This window comes from Acinetobacter sp. 25-47-130 (assembly GCF_056779705.1).
On record NZ_JBWYII010000003.1, the window covers coordinates 78936 to 95412 of the forward strand.

Annotated in this window: 14 protein-coding genes and 4 tRNA genes; 8 read left to right on the plus strand and 10 right to left on the minus strand. The window is 38.8% G+C overall.

Going from position 1 to position 16477, the window contains the following annotated elements; translation table 11 throughout:
* The first annotated feature begins 10 nt into the window (after nt 1–10).
* Nucleotides 11–1255, plus strand: coding sequence for an NADH:flavin oxidoreductase/NADH oxidase family protein (locus AC1M83_RS06095; RefSeq protein ID WP_481590238.1), 1245 nt, complete (start codon nt 11–13; stop codon nt 1253–1255).
* Between the two features lie 59 nt (nt 1256–1314).
* On the opposite strand, the gene AC1M83_RS06100 is transcribed toward AC1M83_RS06095, so the two are convergent.
* The 6 genes from AC1M83_RS06100 to AC1M83_RS06125 form a co-directional block, all read right to left on the minus strand.
* Entirely contained in the window at nt 1315–2718 is a 1404-nt protein-coding gene (locus AC1M83_RS06100) for an iron-containing redox enzyme family protein (protein ID WP_481590239.1), read from the minus strand.
* Nucleotides 2719–2875: 157 nt separating this feature from the next.
* A tRNA-Glu gene (locus tag AC1M83_RS06105) sits at nt 2876–2951 on the minus strand.
* Between the two features lie 45 nt (nt 2952–2996).
* Nucleotides 2997–3072 (minus strand) — tRNA-Glu (locus tag AC1M83_RS06110).
* 24 nt (nt 3073–3096) lie between these two features.
* Nucleotides 3097–3172 (minus strand) — tRNA-Glu (locus AC1M83_RS06115).
* A gap of 214 nt (nt 3173–3386) precedes the next feature.
* The gene (locus AC1M83_RS06120; protein ID WP_481590240.1) at nt 3387–4799 is read right to left on the minus strand and encodes an amino acid permease; all 1413 of its coding nucleotides are present in this window, start codon (nt 4797–4799) and stop codon (nt 3387–3389) included.
* Nucleotides 4800–4907: 108 nt separating this feature from the next.
* Nucleotides 4908–4983: transfer RNA gene (locus AC1M83_RS06125), tRNA-Glu, on the minus strand.
* A gap of 270 nt (nt 4984–5253) precedes the next feature.
* Between AC1M83_RS06125 and AC1M83_RS06130 the strand changes: the two genes are divergently transcribed.
* The gene (locus AC1M83_RS06130) at nt 5254–5721 is read left to right on the plus strand and encodes a YaiI/YqxD family protein (RefSeq protein ID WP_035266848.1); all 468 of its coding nucleotides are present in this window, start codon (nt 5254–5256) and stop codon (nt 5719–5721) included.
* Between the two features lie 23 nt (nt 5722–5744).
* Nucleotides 5745–6653: a DMT family transporter gene (locus AC1M83_RS06135; protein ID WP_481588953.1), complete on the plus strand. Its 909-nt coding sequence runs from the start codon at nt 5745–5747 to the stop codon at nt 6651–6653.
* A gap of 9 nt (nt 6654–6662) precedes the next feature.
* Here the strand turns inward: AC1M83_RS06135 and AC1M83_RS06140 are convergent, their stop codons facing one another.
* Nucleotides 6663–7238, minus strand: a complete 576-nt coding sequence (locus AC1M83_RS06140; protein WP_481588954.1) for a PilZ domain-containing protein — start codon at nt 7236–7238, stop codon at nt 6663–6665.
* Nucleotides 7239–7261: 23 nt separating this feature from the next.
* On the opposite strand from AC1M83_RS06140, the gene AC1M83_RS06145 reads away from it, so the two are divergent.
* The 3 genes from AC1M83_RS06145 to AC1M83_RS06155 all read left to right on the plus strand — a co-directional run bounded on the left by AC1M83_RS06145 (nt 7262) and on the right by AC1M83_RS06155 (nt 11739).
* Nucleotides 7262–8497 carry a lipoprotein-releasing ABC transporter permease subunit gene (locus AC1M83_RS06145; RefSeq protein ID WP_092766794.1) on the plus strand — a complete coding sequence of 412 codons (1236 nt, stop codon included), beginning with the start codon at nt 7262–7264 and terminating at the stop codon, nt 8495–8497.
* The gene (gene lolD, locus AC1M83_RS06150; RefSeq protein WP_035266856.1) at nt 8490–9167 is read left to right on the plus strand and encodes a lipoprotein-releasing ABC transporter ATP-binding protein LolD; all 678 of its coding nucleotides are present in this window, start codon (nt 8490–8492) and stop codon (nt 9165–9167) included. The genes AC1M83_RS06145 and lolD overlap by 8 nt, the downstream gene beginning before the upstream one ends.
* 82 nt (nt 9168–9249) lie before the next feature.
* On the plus strand, nt 9250–11739 hold the full coding sequence (locus AC1M83_RS06155) for a DNA internalization-related competence protein ComEC/Rec2 (RefSeq protein ID WP_481590241.1): 2490 nt from the start codon (nt 9250–9252) through the stop codon (nt 11737–11739).
* Here the strand turns inward: AC1M83_RS06155 and AC1M83_RS06160 are convergent.
* Nucleotides 11736–12671, minus strand: coding sequence for a lysophospholipid acyltransferase family protein (locus tag AC1M83_RS06160; protein WP_180027907.1), 936 nt, complete (start codon nt 12669–12671; stop codon nt 11736–11738). The two genes, AC1M83_RS06155 and AC1M83_RS06160, sit on opposite strands and share 4 nt — an antisense overlap.
* A gap of 131 nt (nt 12672–12802) precedes the next feature.
* Between AC1M83_RS06160 and sppA the strand changes: the two genes are divergently transcribed.
* Nucleotides 12803–13816, plus strand: coding sequence for a signal peptide peptidase SppA (sppA, locus tag AC1M83_RS06165; RefSeq protein ID WP_481590242.1), 1014 nt, complete (start codon nt 12803–12805; stop codon nt 13814–13816).
* Complete coding sequence (locus AC1M83_RS06170; protein ID WP_481590243.1) at nt 13813–14622, plus strand: alpha/beta fold hydrolase; 810 nt, start codon at nt 13813–13815, stop codon at nt 14620–14622. The genes sppA and AC1M83_RS06170 overlap by 4 nt, the downstream gene beginning before the upstream one ends.
* 15 nt (nt 14623–14637) lie before the next feature.
* Here the strand turns inward: AC1M83_RS06170 and purN are convergent, their stop codons facing one another.
* Nucleotides 14638–15267 carry a phosphoribosylglycinamide formyltransferase gene (gene purN / locus AC1M83_RS06175; protein ID WP_481590244.1) on the minus strand — a complete coding sequence of 210 codons (630 nt, stop codon included), beginning with the start codon at nt 15265–15267 and terminating at the stop codon, nt 14638–14640.
* 18 nt (nt 15268–15285) lie between these two features.
* A complete protein-coding gene (purM, locus tag AC1M83_RS06180; protein ID WP_035266866.1) occupies nt 15286–16356 on the minus strand; it encodes a phosphoribosylformylglycinamidine cyclo-ligase in 1071 nt (356 codons plus the stop codon).
* Nucleotides 16357–16477 lie beyond the last annotated feature (121 nt).

Below are 16477 nucleotides of genomic sequence, written 5' to 3' on the forward strand. Positions count from 1 at the left end.
GAACTTCAAGATGAGTAAAATTGCTGAGCCGATTCAAATTCGCAATACAACTTTCAAAAATCGCATTATTAAAGGCGCAATGAGTGAAGCTCTAGCGAATGCTGCTGGTGAACCAAATCATTTGCACACAGGCTTGTATGAAGCTTGGGCAAGAGGAGGTTTAGGGTGTTCAATCACAGGAAATGTGATGGTTGATCTACGTGCGAAGAATGAGCCTGGTGTCGTCGTGGTCGAAAATGAGCGAGATTTACCTAAATTAAAGGCATGGGCTGACCTAGGTAAACGTTATGGTATGGTCCAGCTTGTTCAATTGTCTCATCCGGGCAGACAGTGTCCTAAAGGCTTAAATAAAGAAACTGTTGCACCGTCTGCTGTTCCATTTAGTGCTATGTTGGCTACTACCTTTGCTACTCCACGGGCTCTCGAGCATGAGGAAATCCTAGATCTAATCCAAAGGTTTGCAACCTCTGCAGCGATTTGCGAAAAAGCGGGCTTTGAAGGTGTTCAATTACACGGTGCTCATGGATATTTAATCAGTGAATTTCTATCGCCACTGACCAATAAGCGTAATGATCAATGGGGTGGCAGCATTGAAAATCGTATGCGTTTCTTATTAGAAATTTATAAAGCTGTTCGAGCTGCAACATCCGAGAATTTTATCGTTTCAGTGAAATTGAATTCCGCAGATTTTCAACGAGGTGGAATTACTGAAGAAGAAGTGATTCAAGTATTTAAAGCTATTGATGATGCAGGAATCGATTTAATTGAAATTTCAGGCGGTACGTATGAAGCGCCCGCAATGGCAGGTGCTAAAGCTGAACAGCGTAAAGCAAGTACCATTGCACGTGAGGCTTACTTTTTAGATTTCGCAGAGAAAATACGTCAAGAAGTAAAATGCAAACTGATGGTTACAGGTGGATTCAGAACCGTTAAAGGGATGAATGATGCTTTAGAAAGTGGTGCATGTGACTTTATTGGAATTGCACGCCCGCTCGCTGTAGAAACGGATTTAACTGATCGTTTGATTGCAGGACACGATGTTAGATATGCAGTAAAACCAATTAAAACAGGGATTCCATTTATTGATAAAATGGCAATTATGGAAATTATTTGGTATGCGGCACAATTCAAAGCGATTGGTGAGGGTAATCAACCTAATCCAAAACTTTCACCTTTAAAAGTTTTTCTGAATTATGCAAAAGGAAATGTGAAGGCTATCATTCAGGGCAAAGTTAATTCAAGAAAATCTGCATAGTATAAATCAATACATATAAGGAGCCTTTATGGCTCCTTATTTTATGCGGCGAGTTAAAACTAAAGCGCAAGTGTTTGAAAAGGGAAAAGTAACTTAGAGACTTCTTGGGTTGCCCATAATCCGATCGCTCGTGGATGATAGTAAGGTGATAGATATGGAATTAATAATGCGAGTTTATCGTTTGTATCATCTAATGAATGACATTGATGTTTGATCTGTTCAAGTTCATGTTGATTATTGTATTTTGATAGCCAGTTTTGATCTCCTGTTACAGGCATTCTTTTTAAACGAACAGTTAATGATTCCCCTTGAATCCAGTCTTTGATCAGCATTTTCTCAGTTGCATTAAACACACCAAACATTTTGCCATCACTATCGTGAATAAGTTTCCAAAAACGACTTTCTTCGACAGGCCTGTTTTTAATAATCCATTGTTTATCAATTAAGATTTGAATAAATTCAGATATTAATTCAGGTTGAGCGAGCCATTCGTTAATTGATCTGCCATTAAATTGACATTTTTGGTTATGGATATGTTGACCGACAACTGCTTTTCTTTGCAGAAGTTGATAAACGCTTTGAGTCAGATCAATTTCTCGGATGATATTTGTTGAGCTCAAGCCAAGATCATTCATTTGGAAACCCATTTTAACCAATTCAAGATATTTTGATTTATCTTGAGCTTGATGATAATGATCAATAAATGCCTCTATTGATTTTTCAGCATGTCCATTGTGTGCATTATCAATTGTAATATGAACATTAAAATAATGAGGATCAATTCCAAGTTCTGCTAACTCATAATTGGTGATTAACAGGTGTAGTGGTAATTGTTCATAACCCAAGTTAAATCCAATTACCAGTGGAAATAAATCATGTGATATATATGCGAGAGCAAGTTGAACAGCGGCTTGTTCAAAATAAATATCATCTAAATAATTAATGTACGGTTCAAGCTCGAAATGTCGTAGTAAGCTTTGATACATGCAAACATGATTTGCTTTAGCATCTCCCAAGCCAAGTTCTTCTAAGTAGATATAGCTTAGATCTTTGCTTTTAAACAGAGAGGGGTGCGTAAGAGATGAATATAGCCATGAGCCATCTACATATTTAACTGGAGCAACTTTATATAAAAATTCTAAAGCATGAGAGATGGTTGGAAAGTAGTCACGCCCAAGCCCTGATTTTCGTTGATCTAGATAACTTTGAAATTTAGAACAAGTTTGATCATGTTCGTGTTGAATATGTTGCCTAACTTGGTCTACCTGATCAATCCACGATAAATGAGTCGTATTGAGTTGATCGAATAGTGAAAGAACATAGGTTTCAGCATATTCTGTTTTACATTCACGATTCACTTTAGGGTCTAAAAAAAACTCAACCCAGTCTTTATTTGTTTTAGGACTAATTGTATTTAATTGTGATGGGGATGCTAGGGGATTAAGTACGGTGTTGTCCAACATCATCTTCTCCAAGCGTTATTAAGGGTTTAAACCACCATAACCTTCAAAAATGATAATGTTGTTTATTTTGTGTTCGATTTTTAGGGTGACTAAGTTATAAAAAAAAGCCCAAGTCTTAGATGCTTGGGCTTTTTTATGAGATGTTTCATCTCGAATATGGCGTCCCTACGGGGATTCGAACCCCGGTTACCGCCGTGAAAGGGCGATGTCCTAGGCCTCTAGACGATAGGGACAGTGCAGAAATATATTTTAAACCATGTTATTTCAATTGAAATTAATGGCGTCCCTACGGGGATTCGAACCCCGGTTACCGCCGTGAAAGGGCGATGTCCTAGGCCTCTAGACGATAGGGACTTAATAAAATCTACTTCTGAAAATTGGCGTCCCTACGGGGATTCGAACCCCGGTTACCGCCGTGAAAGGGCGATGTCCTAGGCCTCTAGACGATAGGGACGTTTCAGAGGTGGGCGTATAATAGGGTGAAAATAGGGGGGTGTCAAACGCATTTCAGCAAAAAAATTAAAAAAATGGTGTGTTCGTATGAAAATAAAACAATATTGAATTTAAAGGCTAAATTTAGATCAAATATCCAAGAAATATTAGAAAAGCATTGGGAAAATAGGAACTGTCTAAGCAAAAAAATAGCGACCGAAGTCGCTATTTCAAAATCAAGATTTATCGTGATAAAACAGGTAATAACTGGCATAGCATACAGCAATGAACGCTAAACACCCGAAAAAGCTAATACGCATACTTGGATCAAATACCATACTTAAGCATGTGATAAAACAGAACACAAAACCTAAGATTGGGACAATTGGAAATAATGGAGCAGCAAAGCCCAGCTCTTCTTTTTTGCGCCCTTGCTTATACCAATCGCGTCTGAAATTAAATTGGCTTAAACAAATACTCATCCACACAACGACCATTGTAAAAGCAGCAATACCTAATAAATTGGTAAAAATAGTCTCAGGTGCGAATTGTTCTGACAATAAGCCTGGTAACCCACCGATCATTGTCACGATCACTGCAACATAGGGGATACCACGTGCATTCACTCTAGAAAATACTGCAGGGAGCTGCTTTTTGTAAGATAAAGACCACATCATGCGTGACGCAGCAAACAAACCAGAGTTAGCAGCTGATAATAAAGCGGTAATAATTACAAAACGGATGATATCTTCTGCATAGGGAATACCAATATGCTGATAAACAGTCACAAATGGAGAGCTACTCACACCTTCAGCAGCTAAGCCAGCTTCTTGATGTGGAAGAAGTGACGTTACTACAATGATTGTACCTACGAAGAAAATCAACAGACGAAAAATCGCTGTATTAATCGCTTTAGGAACATTTTTAGCTGGGTCTTTAGTTTCACCAGCAGCAACCCCAATTAATTCTGTTCCAGAGAATGCGAAGTTTACGATAAGCATCGTAGCAAAAATTGGGAATAGACCTTCAGGGAACCAACCTTGTGCAGTTAAATTGCTAAATAAAGGCGCCGCTTTGTAACCTTGATAGCCAATTACACCAAAAATTGCGAGTAGGCCTAAGAGAATAAATGCAACAACAGTAATAACTTTAACTAAGGCCAGCCAAAATTCAGATTCTGCGAACCATTTTGTGGAAATCATATTTAAAACAAATACGAATACACCAAAGACTATAGTCCACATCCACATGGAACTATCTGGGAACCATTCCTGCATGAGGAGGGCGGCGGCTGTAAACTCAGTTCCTAATGTAACCGACCAAGTTAACCAATATAACCAAGTGATGGTATAGCCTGTTCCTGGTCCAATATATCTTTTGGCATAAGCACCAAACGAACCAGACTCAGGCATATGAACGGCAAGCTCACCTAAACACAGCATAACCATGTAGGCGATAATCCCGCCAAGGATATAAGAAATAATGGCACCTACAGGCCCCGTTTGTGCAATGACTTCACCCGAACCTAAGAAAAGTCCAGTTCCGATTGCGCCGCCAAGCGAAATCATAACCAGATGTCGAGTACTCATAGCGCGTTGTAAAGGCGCAGAATTGCCCTGATGCGAAGCATCATTCGGAGATGAGTGCATAGGATTGAAAATTCGAAACAAATGAAGCGAGTTATTGTAGTTAAAAACTACAATTCTTCAATGAAATAATAGTAATTTTGAATATTGAGTGATCGTATGAAACGATAATGGCGTCCCTACGGGGATTCGAACCCCGGTTACCGCCGTGAAAGGGCGATGTCCTAGGCCTCTAGACGATAGGGACGTTGCGAGGTGCTTGTATATTAAGGATAGACATTTCAATTGTCAAAAGCTTCGTATCAAAAAAAGTTTTAATCGTTCATACATTAAGCAAAAACAATCAATTAGTTTTAATTTTGATTAAACTGACAACAATAAGATTTTTCATGTATTTAAATAACATGGAGAGAAGGTCCTCACTATAAAAAAACGATCCGCTTTATATTCATCATATCAAACCAGCCATCTGTAAAATTTGATAAGATGACGTGGTAAGACAACGAAGGAAAGAGGCGTGTTGCCATTTAAACTCTGGGTGGATGCTGATGCATTACCTAAAATTTTGCGTGAAGTCATTTTAAGAGCTTCTGATCGTTATCAACTTGAAGTAACTTTTGTCGCCAATCAAAATGTAGGAATAACTCCTTCTGTTCGTATTAATTCAATACAGGTGATGAGTGGAGCAGATCAAGCTGATAAAGAAATTATCGAACGTATGAAAGAGCATGATATTGTCATGACGCAGGATATTCCTCTAGCAGCTCAAGTCATCGAAAAGGGTGGCGTTGCAATTCATCCACGTGGTGAAATTTGGACAGAAGCTAATATTAAGGCACGATTACATTTGCGTGATTTCATGGAAACTTTGAGAGGGGCTGGCGTTCAAACCGGTGGACCACCGCCAATTTCAGAAAGAGATAAGCGTGAATTTTCAAGTGCTTTGGATCAAACGATTCAAAAACAAAAAAGAAAAACTGCCTGATTTATCTTATCAATCGAGTTCACATGCCAGAAAAATCTAAACTTATGCTCATTTATGCCTTATTGGTCATCATCTGGGCAACAACTCCACTTGCGATTGTGTGGAGTGTAGAAGATATTTATTTAATGTGGGCATTGGTGATTCGATTAGGCTTGGCACTGCCTATCGCGGCATTACTTCTCATAGTTTTAAAGGTGAAATTTCCTTTAAATTCAATTGCATTGCATAGTTATTTTGCTGGTTCATTTAGCTTGATTGGTTCGCAATTTTTTACTTATGTAGCTACTGATTATCTAAGTTCTGGCATGATTGCACTGATGTTTGGATTAGCACCAATTATGGCGGGGCTTATTGGAAAATTTATCTTTCAACAAGATTTGCATAAGCTGCAATGGTTAGGAATGATCGTCGCGATTACTGGGCTCGTAGTGATCAGTTTTACTGGATCATCACAACATATCCATCCCATTGGAATTGGTTTAATGTTGCTTAGCGTTTTTTCATACGCAATGTCAATTTTTTGGGTAAAAAAAATAAATGCTGATGTAGCACCGATGGCACAGGCGACAGGTTCAATACTGGTTTCTACCTTTGTTGCATGTTTAATTGTGCCATTTATATGGAAATATTTACCTACTGAATTACCTTCAATGAAGTCATTACTTGCGATCATATATTCTGTTGTTATGGCTTCATTAGTGGCTATGTTTTGTTATTTCTATTTGGTCAAAAAAATCCAACCGACGACATTGTCACTGACAAATGTAATGACTCCAGTTCTAGCACTTGGTGTAGGCGCTGCATTTAATCATGAGAAATTAACGCTAGGTATGATACTGGGAGCAATGATCCTACTTCTGGGATTGTTTATGTATTTTTATCGGGATATAGAAGCGAATCAGAAATTTAAACAAAAAGTATTAAAGCCTTAAGTTGGATGCTCAGCGATTCTGTGAGTTTTTTAAATGCTTCAAGGCTTCTGTTAACTTTACTTTGTCTTGGGGATGTAACGTTAGAAAATATGCACCGGTTCTAAACAGCCCATTTTCTTCTTGATTGCTGTAGACAACCTGTGCAGTTGCAGCGATATGAAAATCATTTTCAGGGTGACTCAATGTGATATGAATATAGGTTTGTTCAGGGATATGTTGCTCAGCATAAAAACTAAAACCCGTTTCAGACAAATTGACTTGAGTAGGTACTGGTAACATGGTTTGTACAATAGAGTCGTAAAGTGAGCCCGTAATCAGGTTTAATTTTTGATTAAATAAGGATAATATCCGAGCAATTTGTTGATCTTTTTGATTTAATTGTTCTAATTCGTACATAAGCGCATGATCAAATTGATCTAATTCTGCAAGTAAGAGAAAATAGCGCGGTAGTACAAAATTTGAATCATAGGGATCATTCAAAGCGACATCTTTAGTGATGATCTGATAATTTATTCTTAAGGCAGCATCAATACGTGACATGACGCGTCTTTCAATATTGCCACTTTGATGCTGAAGATTTTTCATTAAAACACCTCGGACTAGATGGTATGTTTAAACCGATCTCGCTGTATATAGGGTTGAGATACACTCGCGCACGGCGAAGTAATCACTTTATTTCTTTTATTGCTTTAGTTTCCATGATCGGTCTGACTTTGGGCGTCGCTGTTCTCATTACTGTGTTATCTGTAATGAACGGTTTCGATCGTGAATTAAAAAACCGTGTCTTGGGAATGGTACCTCAAGCGACTGTTTCCTCTACACAAATTCTAACAGACTGGCCTGAGCTTGCAAAGAAAATAGACCAACATGAACATGTGACGGGTGTTGCACCTTTTACACAGTTGCAGGGGATGTTAACAGCCCAAGGACAGGTCGCAGGGATAATGGTCACGGGTATTGAGCCTGACTATGAAAAAAATGTATCTATTATTCAAAATCATATGGTTCAAGGCGACCTCAACTCATTAAAGAAAGGTGAGTTCGGGATTGTTTTGGGCAAGCAGATGACGGATGCTTTAGGTTTAAGTCTCAATGACAATGTAACATTGGTATTACCTGAAGCGACACCATCACCCGCTGGCGTTGTTCCAAGATTTAAACGTTTTAAAATTGTCGGTATTTTTAGTATTGGTGCGGAAGTGGACTCGATGATGGGTTACATCGCGCTAAATGATGCTTCGACATTGTTGAGACTGCCGGATGGTGCACAAGGTATCCGTATGAAGCTAGATGATATCTTCAAAGCACCACAAGTCGCTGAAGAAGTTGTTATGGATTTACCAGGCAATTTCTATCCATCAAATTGGACTTATACGCACGGTAATCTCTTTAGTGCGATTCAGATGGAAAAAGCAATGGTTAGCCTTTTACTTTTCCTGATTGTCTTGGTTGCAGCATTTAATATTGTATCTTCACTGGTGATGGTGGTTACTGATAAAAAATCCGACATTGCTATTTTAAGAACCTTAGGTGCTTCACCAGCAACGATCACTAAGATTTTTATGGTACAGGGTACGGTGATTGGTGTTGTAGGAACACTGGCAGGAGCAGCACTAGGTATCATCTTTGCAACGAGTATCAGTGGATTTATTGGCTGGCTGAACACCGCTTTTGGACTAAATTTATTCGATGCATATTTCATTAACTATTTACCATCGTATCTACGTTGGCAAGATGTGGTGGTGATTGTTAGCTTATCACTAGCGCTAAGTTTCCTTGCAACAATTTATCCAGCGCTGCGTGCTGCTAAAGTTCAACCAGCAGAGGCTTTACGCTATGAGTAATATTGTCTTAGAAGCCAAAAATATTCATAAACATTTTACAGATGGTAAATCAACTGTTGAAGTGATTAAGGGGTTGGACTTGGTTGTTGAGCAAGGACAATTCGTTTCGATTGTCGGATCAAGTGGTTCGGGTAAGAGTACGCTGTTACATGTATTAGGGGGGCTTGATCGTCCGTCCGAAGGTGTAGTGATGCTTAATGGTCAGCGTTTTGACACTTTAGGCGAAGCTGAACGCGGTTTCCTACGTAATGAACACCTGGGATTTGTCTATCAATTTCACCATTTACTTCCTGAGTTTACGGCTTTAGAAAATGTATCAATGCCGCTAATGTTACGTAAAGATGCAAATTTTAAAGAAGTAAAAGAACGTGCAGAATATTTGTTGAATAAAGTGGGTTTATCACATCGTTTAACGCATAAACCAGGTGAGTTATCTGGCGGTGAGCGACAACGCGTTGCACTTGCACGGGCTTTAGTGGCTCAACCCAAATTGATGATGGCAGATGAGCCTACTGGAAATTTAGATCGTAAAACTGCCGTCACAATTTTTGAATTGCTTTCCGATCTGCGTAAAGAATTTAATATGGCAATGCTCATCGTGACCCATGATGAACAGCTCGCACAAACTGCTGATAAGATTTTGCATATGCAAGATGGATTGTGGGTATAGCCTAAAAATCCGATTAACAGTCTTGTTAAAGCCCACTTAGGTGGGCTTTAATCTATTTAAGAAAAATAAACATAAAAGTTAGATGTTTTTAATATTTATTCTCATCTTTTGGATCATTGGTGTTGCTACGATCAGCTTTCAGGGTGAAGTTGAATATTCAACTCTCTTGCTGGGTATGGCAAGTATCATTTTGATCATGGGTTACTTTGTACGATTAATGAGGCAACCTGATCGATTCATTTATCCTCACACCTCAAGTATTGTCCAGTCATCATCAAGAATGCTTGTGCTAACGGGAATTTGTCTGATCACATTTGTTTTGGGGCATCAATATGCAAAAACAGCCTTACACGATCGTTTAGAGAAACGTGTTCAATATATTGAAGAAAAAGAAATAGTTGTCTATATCAATAAAATTAATCAGCTGAAAATGGATCAGGAAGGTCGATCAATACAGCAGCGTGCGCAAGTGATCGACAAGAAGCAAGGACAATCTCAAACGCTCTTATTATATTTGCGAGAGTCAAAACTTGATACGACATTAGATCTAGGGCGCTATTATAAAGTTATGGGAAAATTAAGACCCGCACATAGTTATGCAGTAGATGGGGTATTTGATCAAGAGAAATGGTTGTTACAGCAAAATATAGCTGGAACAATGCGTGTAGATTGGATCGTACCTGTAAGTGAAGCGATGTTATATTCTGAAGGTTATTTATCTTCAACCGATGTGCATCGGAGCCTTTTGGCACTATTGAGCCTGAGCATTGAAAAAGCACGTTTAGCTTTTAGGGATGATATCGAACAGGGAGTATTCAGGAATAAGGGGTTGCTAGTCGCGTTACTCACAGGTGATAAGAGTCTACTGACGGAGCAACAAGAAGAATTATTTAAAAAACTAGGCATTACGCATTTATTGGCTATTTCAGGTCCACATGTTCTAATTTTTGCTGGCTTATTATCATGGTTCATGGGGTATCTTGTATCAATTTTTCGTCCTCATATTTTTCTAAAAGTTCCCAAACCATATTTACTTTTAATCCCTTTCGTATGTGGGGTAATTATTTATAGTTTTTTTTCAGGGCTCGAAATTCCTGCATTAAGAACTACATTGTCAGTTTGTCTAATTAGTATCGCTATTTTATTTAAATTTAAGATTAAGCCTTTTGTACTATTACTTATCAGTGCAAGCTTAATGCTCTATTTAGACCCTTTTAGTATTTTATCTGCTGCATTTTGGCTTTCGTACGGCGCATGTTTGATTTTGATTCGTGTATACCAAACGATCGTTCATGAACAGCAAAACACTGCTTTAATCAATAAGCATCGTTTTATAGATAAAGCAAAAATGTATCTTAAAATACTTTTGCAATCCCAATGGAAAATATTTATTGCACTGATACCACTCACTCTACTGATATTTCAACAGATTTCTTTATTTGCGCCATTTGCTAATTTAGTTGCTGTTCCAATGATTGGGACCTTGATCGTGCCATTGGAAGTACTGGGCTATTGTCTCAGCTTTATTCCTTTTGTTGGTCAATTTTTATTTCATCTGGCTGATGTATTGATATCGGTTCTTTTGGTGCTACTGACTAAGCTGGGAGCAATATTAGACAATCCATTGAAATGGGTAGCGTTAACGAAAGCACAAATGTTTTTGCTCGCATTGGCAGTATTCATGTTCTTTATGCCAAAGAATGTAATCCCTCGATTATGGATACCCGTATTAGGTGTGGCATTGCTGATGCCTAAACGTGATGATGGATACGATATCATTGAAATTTTGGACATAGGGCAGGGGCAGTCCATACTCTTACAGTCATCAGGGAAAACTGCTTTAGTTGATACAGGCGGGAGCTTTGATGAGAATACATTTAGTATCGGAGAAAATGTAGTTGTCCCTTTCTTAATTCAACGTGGCATATCAAAATTAGATCAAGTTTTTATCAGTCATCTTGATCAAGATCATGCTGGAGCATACCGCACTATTGGAAAACATATACAAATTGATCAAGTTATCTCAAATGAAAAAGATGATAGGTTTCAGTATGTTGAATTTGATTATTGTCGACAGCATCAACAGGTACAATTGGGTAAGATCAATATACAATTTCTTTCACCAGTTGAATCACAATTAAATTTTGTCAGTCAAAATCGTAATGAGCTTTCGTGCGTAATGTATCTGACATTACCCTATGCTAACGATTTTAAGCATATTCTGATTATGGGGGATGCAGGGTGGGAGACAGAGTATCGTATTTTAAAGCAGTATCCTGAACTTAGAGTAGATATTTTAATCTTAGGACACCATGGCAGTCGACATAGTTCATCTTACGACTTTTTAAAAAATACCAAACCTAAAATTGCCATTGCATCGGCTGGTTTTGATAACCGCTATAATCATCCACATCCTGTTGTCAAAGAGCGTTTAAAAGCGCTTAATATTCCGCTACTCGATACCCAATCGAAGGGCAGCATTCGAATGACCTTCGATAAAAACAGAGATGTACAATTTCGATATCATCGAGATCAAAAAGCGTGGTTAACTCGGAATATCCCCATAGATTAACTTGCTTTTCTGACTTGCTCTATTTTTACTCTGGCTTGTTCTGCAGGGATACGATAAATGTTATGTAGATCAGGATTTGCACGGAAACGTTTATAGCTCCAATGAGCATGTTCAGGATAACGATGAATCAGGCTTTCTATTGCACGGTGAATTACTAACGTTCCGTCAGCGGGAGTGCCTTCATAAATCGAAGCATCCATTGGTTCAATAAATACATCAAAATCTTCAGTTTCATTGCGAATTGCATAGACCAAAAGGCCTTTGGCTTTAGTTTTTTGGATGAGTTTGGCACTTAAATTACTGGACTCGAGTGGTATGCCGAAATAATCGATCATTTCACCACCGTGTTTAGGATTGTGATCTGGAAGAATCACAGTTGTCCCCCCTAATTTAAGGGCTTTAAAAATTTGTCTTATACCACTCTCATCTGTAGGGACTAAAGTTGCTTGTTCTCGACTACGAGCCTGGCGCACAAATTGATCTGCTTCTTCATTCTTGATGGGTTTATACATGATGGTCATCTTAGTATATTGTGCGAACCACGCATTCATGACTTCCCATGTACCAAAATGTGGTGCGAGTAAAATAATACCTTTCTTTTCAGCCATTGCTTCATGAAAATATTCAGCACCAGTGACATTGCGTATTCGTGAAATATTGGTTTCGTTTGAGCTTCCCCAAATACTAAAAAATTCCATATAAGATTGAAGTTCGTTTCTTACCGCTGCACGAGTCACTAAATGTTTTTCTTCATCAGAAAGATGCGGTAAGCAAATGTCGATATTGAGGCGGATGGTATTCGTAGTTTTTGTAATTTTTAGCGTATTAATCAGCCCTGCAAGCATTTTTGCAAAAAAACGAGAAAAACGAATCGGACGGCGACTGAAGAAATTTAACAGGCGGGTTGTGGTCGATGTTTTGGTTTCAGGCATTAGATTCAAAATTTGGTAAGTTCATAGAATATTGTGATTTGGGTTTATTATATGTTAAATCTTGACTTATAAATAGTTTGACCTCATTCCTTGTATATAATGTCAGCTTAAATTTAATTTGGATGGTATGTATGTCCGCTTGGCCGCCTGAACCACAAAATGAAAATCAAAAACCAAATAACCAACCGAACGGAAAAGAATGGCAAATTTTAGAAAAAGCTGTTCTCGCATCTGTAGAAGAACAGAGACGTGCAAGACGTTGGGGAATCTTTTTTAAATTTCTTACTTTCGCATATCTGTTGTTTATAGTTTTGGTCATGGGGAAAAGTTGTTCAACGACTTCCACTGATAGTGCGGTGTCATCACAGCATATTGCTACAGTCGATATTGTAGGAACGATTGCTGCAGACCAGCAAAGTGTGAATAGTGCAGATACGATCAAAGGTTTGAAAAAAGCATTTGAAAGCAAGCAATCGCAAGCTGTTGTTTTAAATATTAACTCTCCGGGTGGATCTCCAGTTCAGTCTGATGAAATTTGGCAAGAGATCCAATATTTAAAGTCGGTTTATAAAGATAAAAAACTTTATGCATTAATTGGTGACACAGGTGCTTCAGGTGCTTATTACATAGCGTCTGCAGCGGATGAAATTATTGTTAATCCATCAAGTTTAGTCGGCTCAATTGGCGTCATTATGCCAAACTATGGAGTGAGTGGTTTGATGCAAAAACTTGGCGTTGAAGATCGCACCATGACTTCAGGTGAGAACAAAGCATTATTGTCGATGACACAACCAGTTGATCCTGCACAACGTGCACACGTACAAGGTGTATTGGATAATGTTCATCAACATTTTATTGATGCAGTCAAAAAAGGTCGTGGCAATAAATTGAAATCGCAAGACCCTGCTATATTTTCAGGTTTGTTTTGGACTGGTGAGCAGGCTGTGAAGCTCGGTATTGCAGATCGGATTGGCAATATTCATACACTGAAACGCGAATTAAAAGTCGAAAAAACGGTAGATTATACTATTCAACGTAGCCCCTTTGATTCTGTGCTTGGACGACTTGGAAGTGAAATTGGTCAAGGTTTTGCTTCTTCAATTTCCAAGCAGATTCAATCTGAGCAGGTGAATCGAATCCAATGAAACCATTGATCCATTTTGCTCATGCCAACGGGGTTCCATCGAAAGTTTATCAAAAATTTTTTGATGCTTTGTCTGATCAATTCGATGTGATTTATACGACCAATCTTGGTGTTGATCAACGTTATCCTGTAGATCAACACTGGGAAAGTATGACACAGCAAGTGATTGATAATATTGTTCAGAAATCCCATGGTCGTAAAGTGATTGGTATCGGGCACTCCTTAGGAGGAGTTTTGACGTTCAAAGCTGCGTTGAAATGCCCAGAACTTTTTAGTCAAACTATTCTTCTCGATCCACCTCTTATTATGGGGCTAGAATCATTTGCTATGCATATTGCAAAGTCTTTAAAGTTAAAAGTAGTGGATCAAATGTCGCCAGCGGCATTGTCTAAACGTCGACGTGATCATTGGGATAGCCGAGAGCAAGCTGCAACATTACTTCGACCCAAAGCATTATATGCAGCATTTGATGAGCAATGTTTTAATGACTATATTCAATTTGCATTAGTTGAAGATCCAACGCGTGGCGGCGTTGAATTGGCGATTCCAAAATCTATTGAAGTGGATATTTTTAGAACCAATCCTTCATTGTGGTGGCTGCCTCAACCTAAGCTCAAAGTTTCAAGTCAATTAATTGTTGCTTCTGAAGGTCCATTCTTAGCGCGTAAATTCCCTCATAAAGTGAGAAAAAAGTTTGGTGTGCCTTTTAGTATTTTTGAAGGTGGACACATGTTCCCACTTGAACATCCTGAGCAATTGGCTGCGCATTTAAAAACTATTTTGACGCCACTAAAAAACGCAGCCTAAGCTGCGTTTTTTAAATCAAATATGACAGAACTGTATCGGACCTTTCATAATTTGATTTTTATAGTGCACGCCTTCGGATGTGACTTGAATGGTTTGATTACAAATCCATTCTACAACTTGAGGATAAATTAAATGTTCAAGTTGATGTACACGATCTGCTAAAGATGCAACATTATCATGGTGAGAAACTTTGAGTACGCCTTGAGCAAGTGCTTGACCTGCATCTAGTTCTGCAGTGACATAATGTACAGTACAACCATGCCATAGATCACCAGTATTCAATACACGTTGATGTGTATGCATTCCTTTGTAATGTGGCAGCAGAGAGGGATGGATATTGATCATTTTACCCTCCCATGCTTTAACGAACTTAGCACTTAAAATGCGCATAAACCCCGCTAAAACCACAAGATCAGCTTCCCAGTCGAGCAGTTGCTGGTGCATAACATCATCAAACGCTTCACGATCTGGGAAGTTTTTATGTTCAATCACTGCAGTTGCAATGTTGGCATGAGCAGCACGCTCAAGTGCGTAAGCAGCAGGTTTATTCGAGATCACACCGACAATTTGACCTGAAAGGTTTGCATCGATTAATGCTTGTAGGTTTGATCCGTTACCTGATACTAAAACAGCAATTTTAATCATGTTTTAACAATAAACTGATTAAGCGAAGATCACACGAATTTTTTCGTCTGCACCTTCGACAGATTCAGCATTGTCAACAATGTGGCCCATCGTCCATGCTTTTTCACCGAGTTGATTTAAGATTTCAACTGTTTTATCAGCTTCAGCAGCATCAACAACTAGAACCATACCTACGCCACAGTTGAATGTGCGGTACATTTCAAATTGTTCTACACCACCTTCACGTTGAAGAAGTTTGAACAGCTCAGGCCATTCCCAAGAAGATTCGTTTACTACAGCTTGGGCACCATTTGGTAATACGCGAGGTAAGTTACCTGGTAAACCGCCACCTGTGATGTGTGCCATCGCGTGAACATCAACCTGTTTGAGAAGCTCTAGAATAGGTTTAACGTAGATACGAGTTGGCTCCATTGCTACATCAGCAAGTGGACGACCATCAACAATTTGAGTTAAATCAACATTTTTTACATCTAAAATTTTACGAAGAAGAGAGTAGCCATTAGAGTGTGCGCCGCTTGAAGCAACACCAACTAATACATCACCAGCTTTAACTTTAGAGCCATCAATAATTTTACTTTGTTCTACAACACCTACACAGAAACCAGCTAAATCGTAATCTTCACCTTCATACATGCCTGGCATTTCAGCAGTTTCACCACCGACCAATGCACATCCAGCAAGCTCACAACCTTGACCGATACCTGTCACTACATTAGCTGCGACATCAACATTGAGGTGACCAGTTGCGTAATAATCAAGGAAGAAAAGTGGTTCAGCACCACAGACAAGTAAATCGTTCACACACATTGCAACCAAATCCTGACCAATTGTGTCATGACGGTTTAAATTCAATGCTAAACGTAATTTTGTACCAACACCGTCTGTGCCAGATACGAGAACAGGTTCTTCATAACCTTTAGGAATTTTACAAAGTGCACCGAAGCCACCAAGACCGCCCATTACTTCAGGACGAGTCGTGCGTTTAGCGACAGATTTGATACGATCGACTAACGCGTCGCCCGCCTCAATGTCGACACCTGCATCTTTGTAGCTTAAACCAGTGTTTGGGGTAGAAGTTGAGTTGCTCATATTGAAGTCTCCGCATTCGCGCGGGGATTATAACCCGAATATACGAAACTCTTATGTTATTTATGCACTAAAATGTTATCTTTACTAAAATATTTTCCTTTACATAACGAATAATCTTAAA

Excerpts from the sequence above, each read along its gene's own strand:
- lolD (WP_035266856.1), top strand. The coding sequence starts at position 8,490 with ATGAGTAATATTGTCTTAGAAGCCAAAAATATTCATAAACATTTTACA.
- AC1M83_RS06155 (WP_481590241.1), top strand. The coding sequence starts at position 9,250 with ATGTTTTTAATATTTATTCTCATCTTTTGGATCATTGGTGTTGCTACG.
- AC1M83_RS06100 (WP_481590239.1), bottom strand. The coding sequence starts at position 2,718 with ATGTTGGACAACACCGTACTTAATCCCCTAGCATCCCCATCACAATTA.
- AC1M83_RS06145 (WP_092766794.1), top strand. The coding sequence starts at position 7,262 with ATGTTTAAACCGATCTCGCTGTATATAGGGTTGAGATACACTCGCGCA.
- AC1M83_RS06095 (WP_481590238.1), top strand. The coding sequence starts at position 11 with ATGAGTAAAATTGCTGAGCCGATTCAAATTCGCAATACAACTTTCAAA.
- purN (WP_481590244.1), bottom strand. The coding sequence starts at position 15,267 with ATGATTAAAATTGCTGTTTTAGTATCAGGTAACGGATCAAACCTACAA.
- purM (WP_035266866.1), bottom strand. The coding sequence starts at position 16,356 with ATGAGCAACTCAACTTCTACCCCAAACACTGGTTTAAGCTACAAAGAT.
- AC1M83_RS06140 (WP_481588954.1), bottom strand. The coding sequence starts at position 7,238 with ATGAAAAATCTTCAGCATCAAAGTGGCAATATTGAAAGACGCGTCATG.
- AC1M83_RS06170 (WP_481590243.1), top strand. The coding sequence starts at position 13,813 with ATGAAACCATTGATCCATTTTGCTCATGCCAACGGGGTTCCATCGAAA.
- AC1M83_RS06120 (WP_481590240.1), bottom strand. The coding sequence starts at position 4,799 with ATGCACTCATCTCCGAATGATGCTTCGCATCAGGGCAATTCTGCGCCT.
- AC1M83_RS06135 (WP_481588953.1), top strand. The coding sequence starts at position 5,745 with ATGCCAGAAAAATCTAAACTTATGCTCATTTATGCCTTATTGGTCATC.
- sppA (WP_481590242.1), top strand. The coding sequence starts at position 12,803 with ATGTCCGCTTGGCCGCCTGAACCACAAAATGAAAATCAAAAACCAAAT.
- AC1M83_RS06160 (WP_180027907.1), bottom strand. The coding sequence starts at position 12,671 with ATGCCTGAAACCAAAACATCGACCACAACCCGCCTGTTAAATTTCTTC.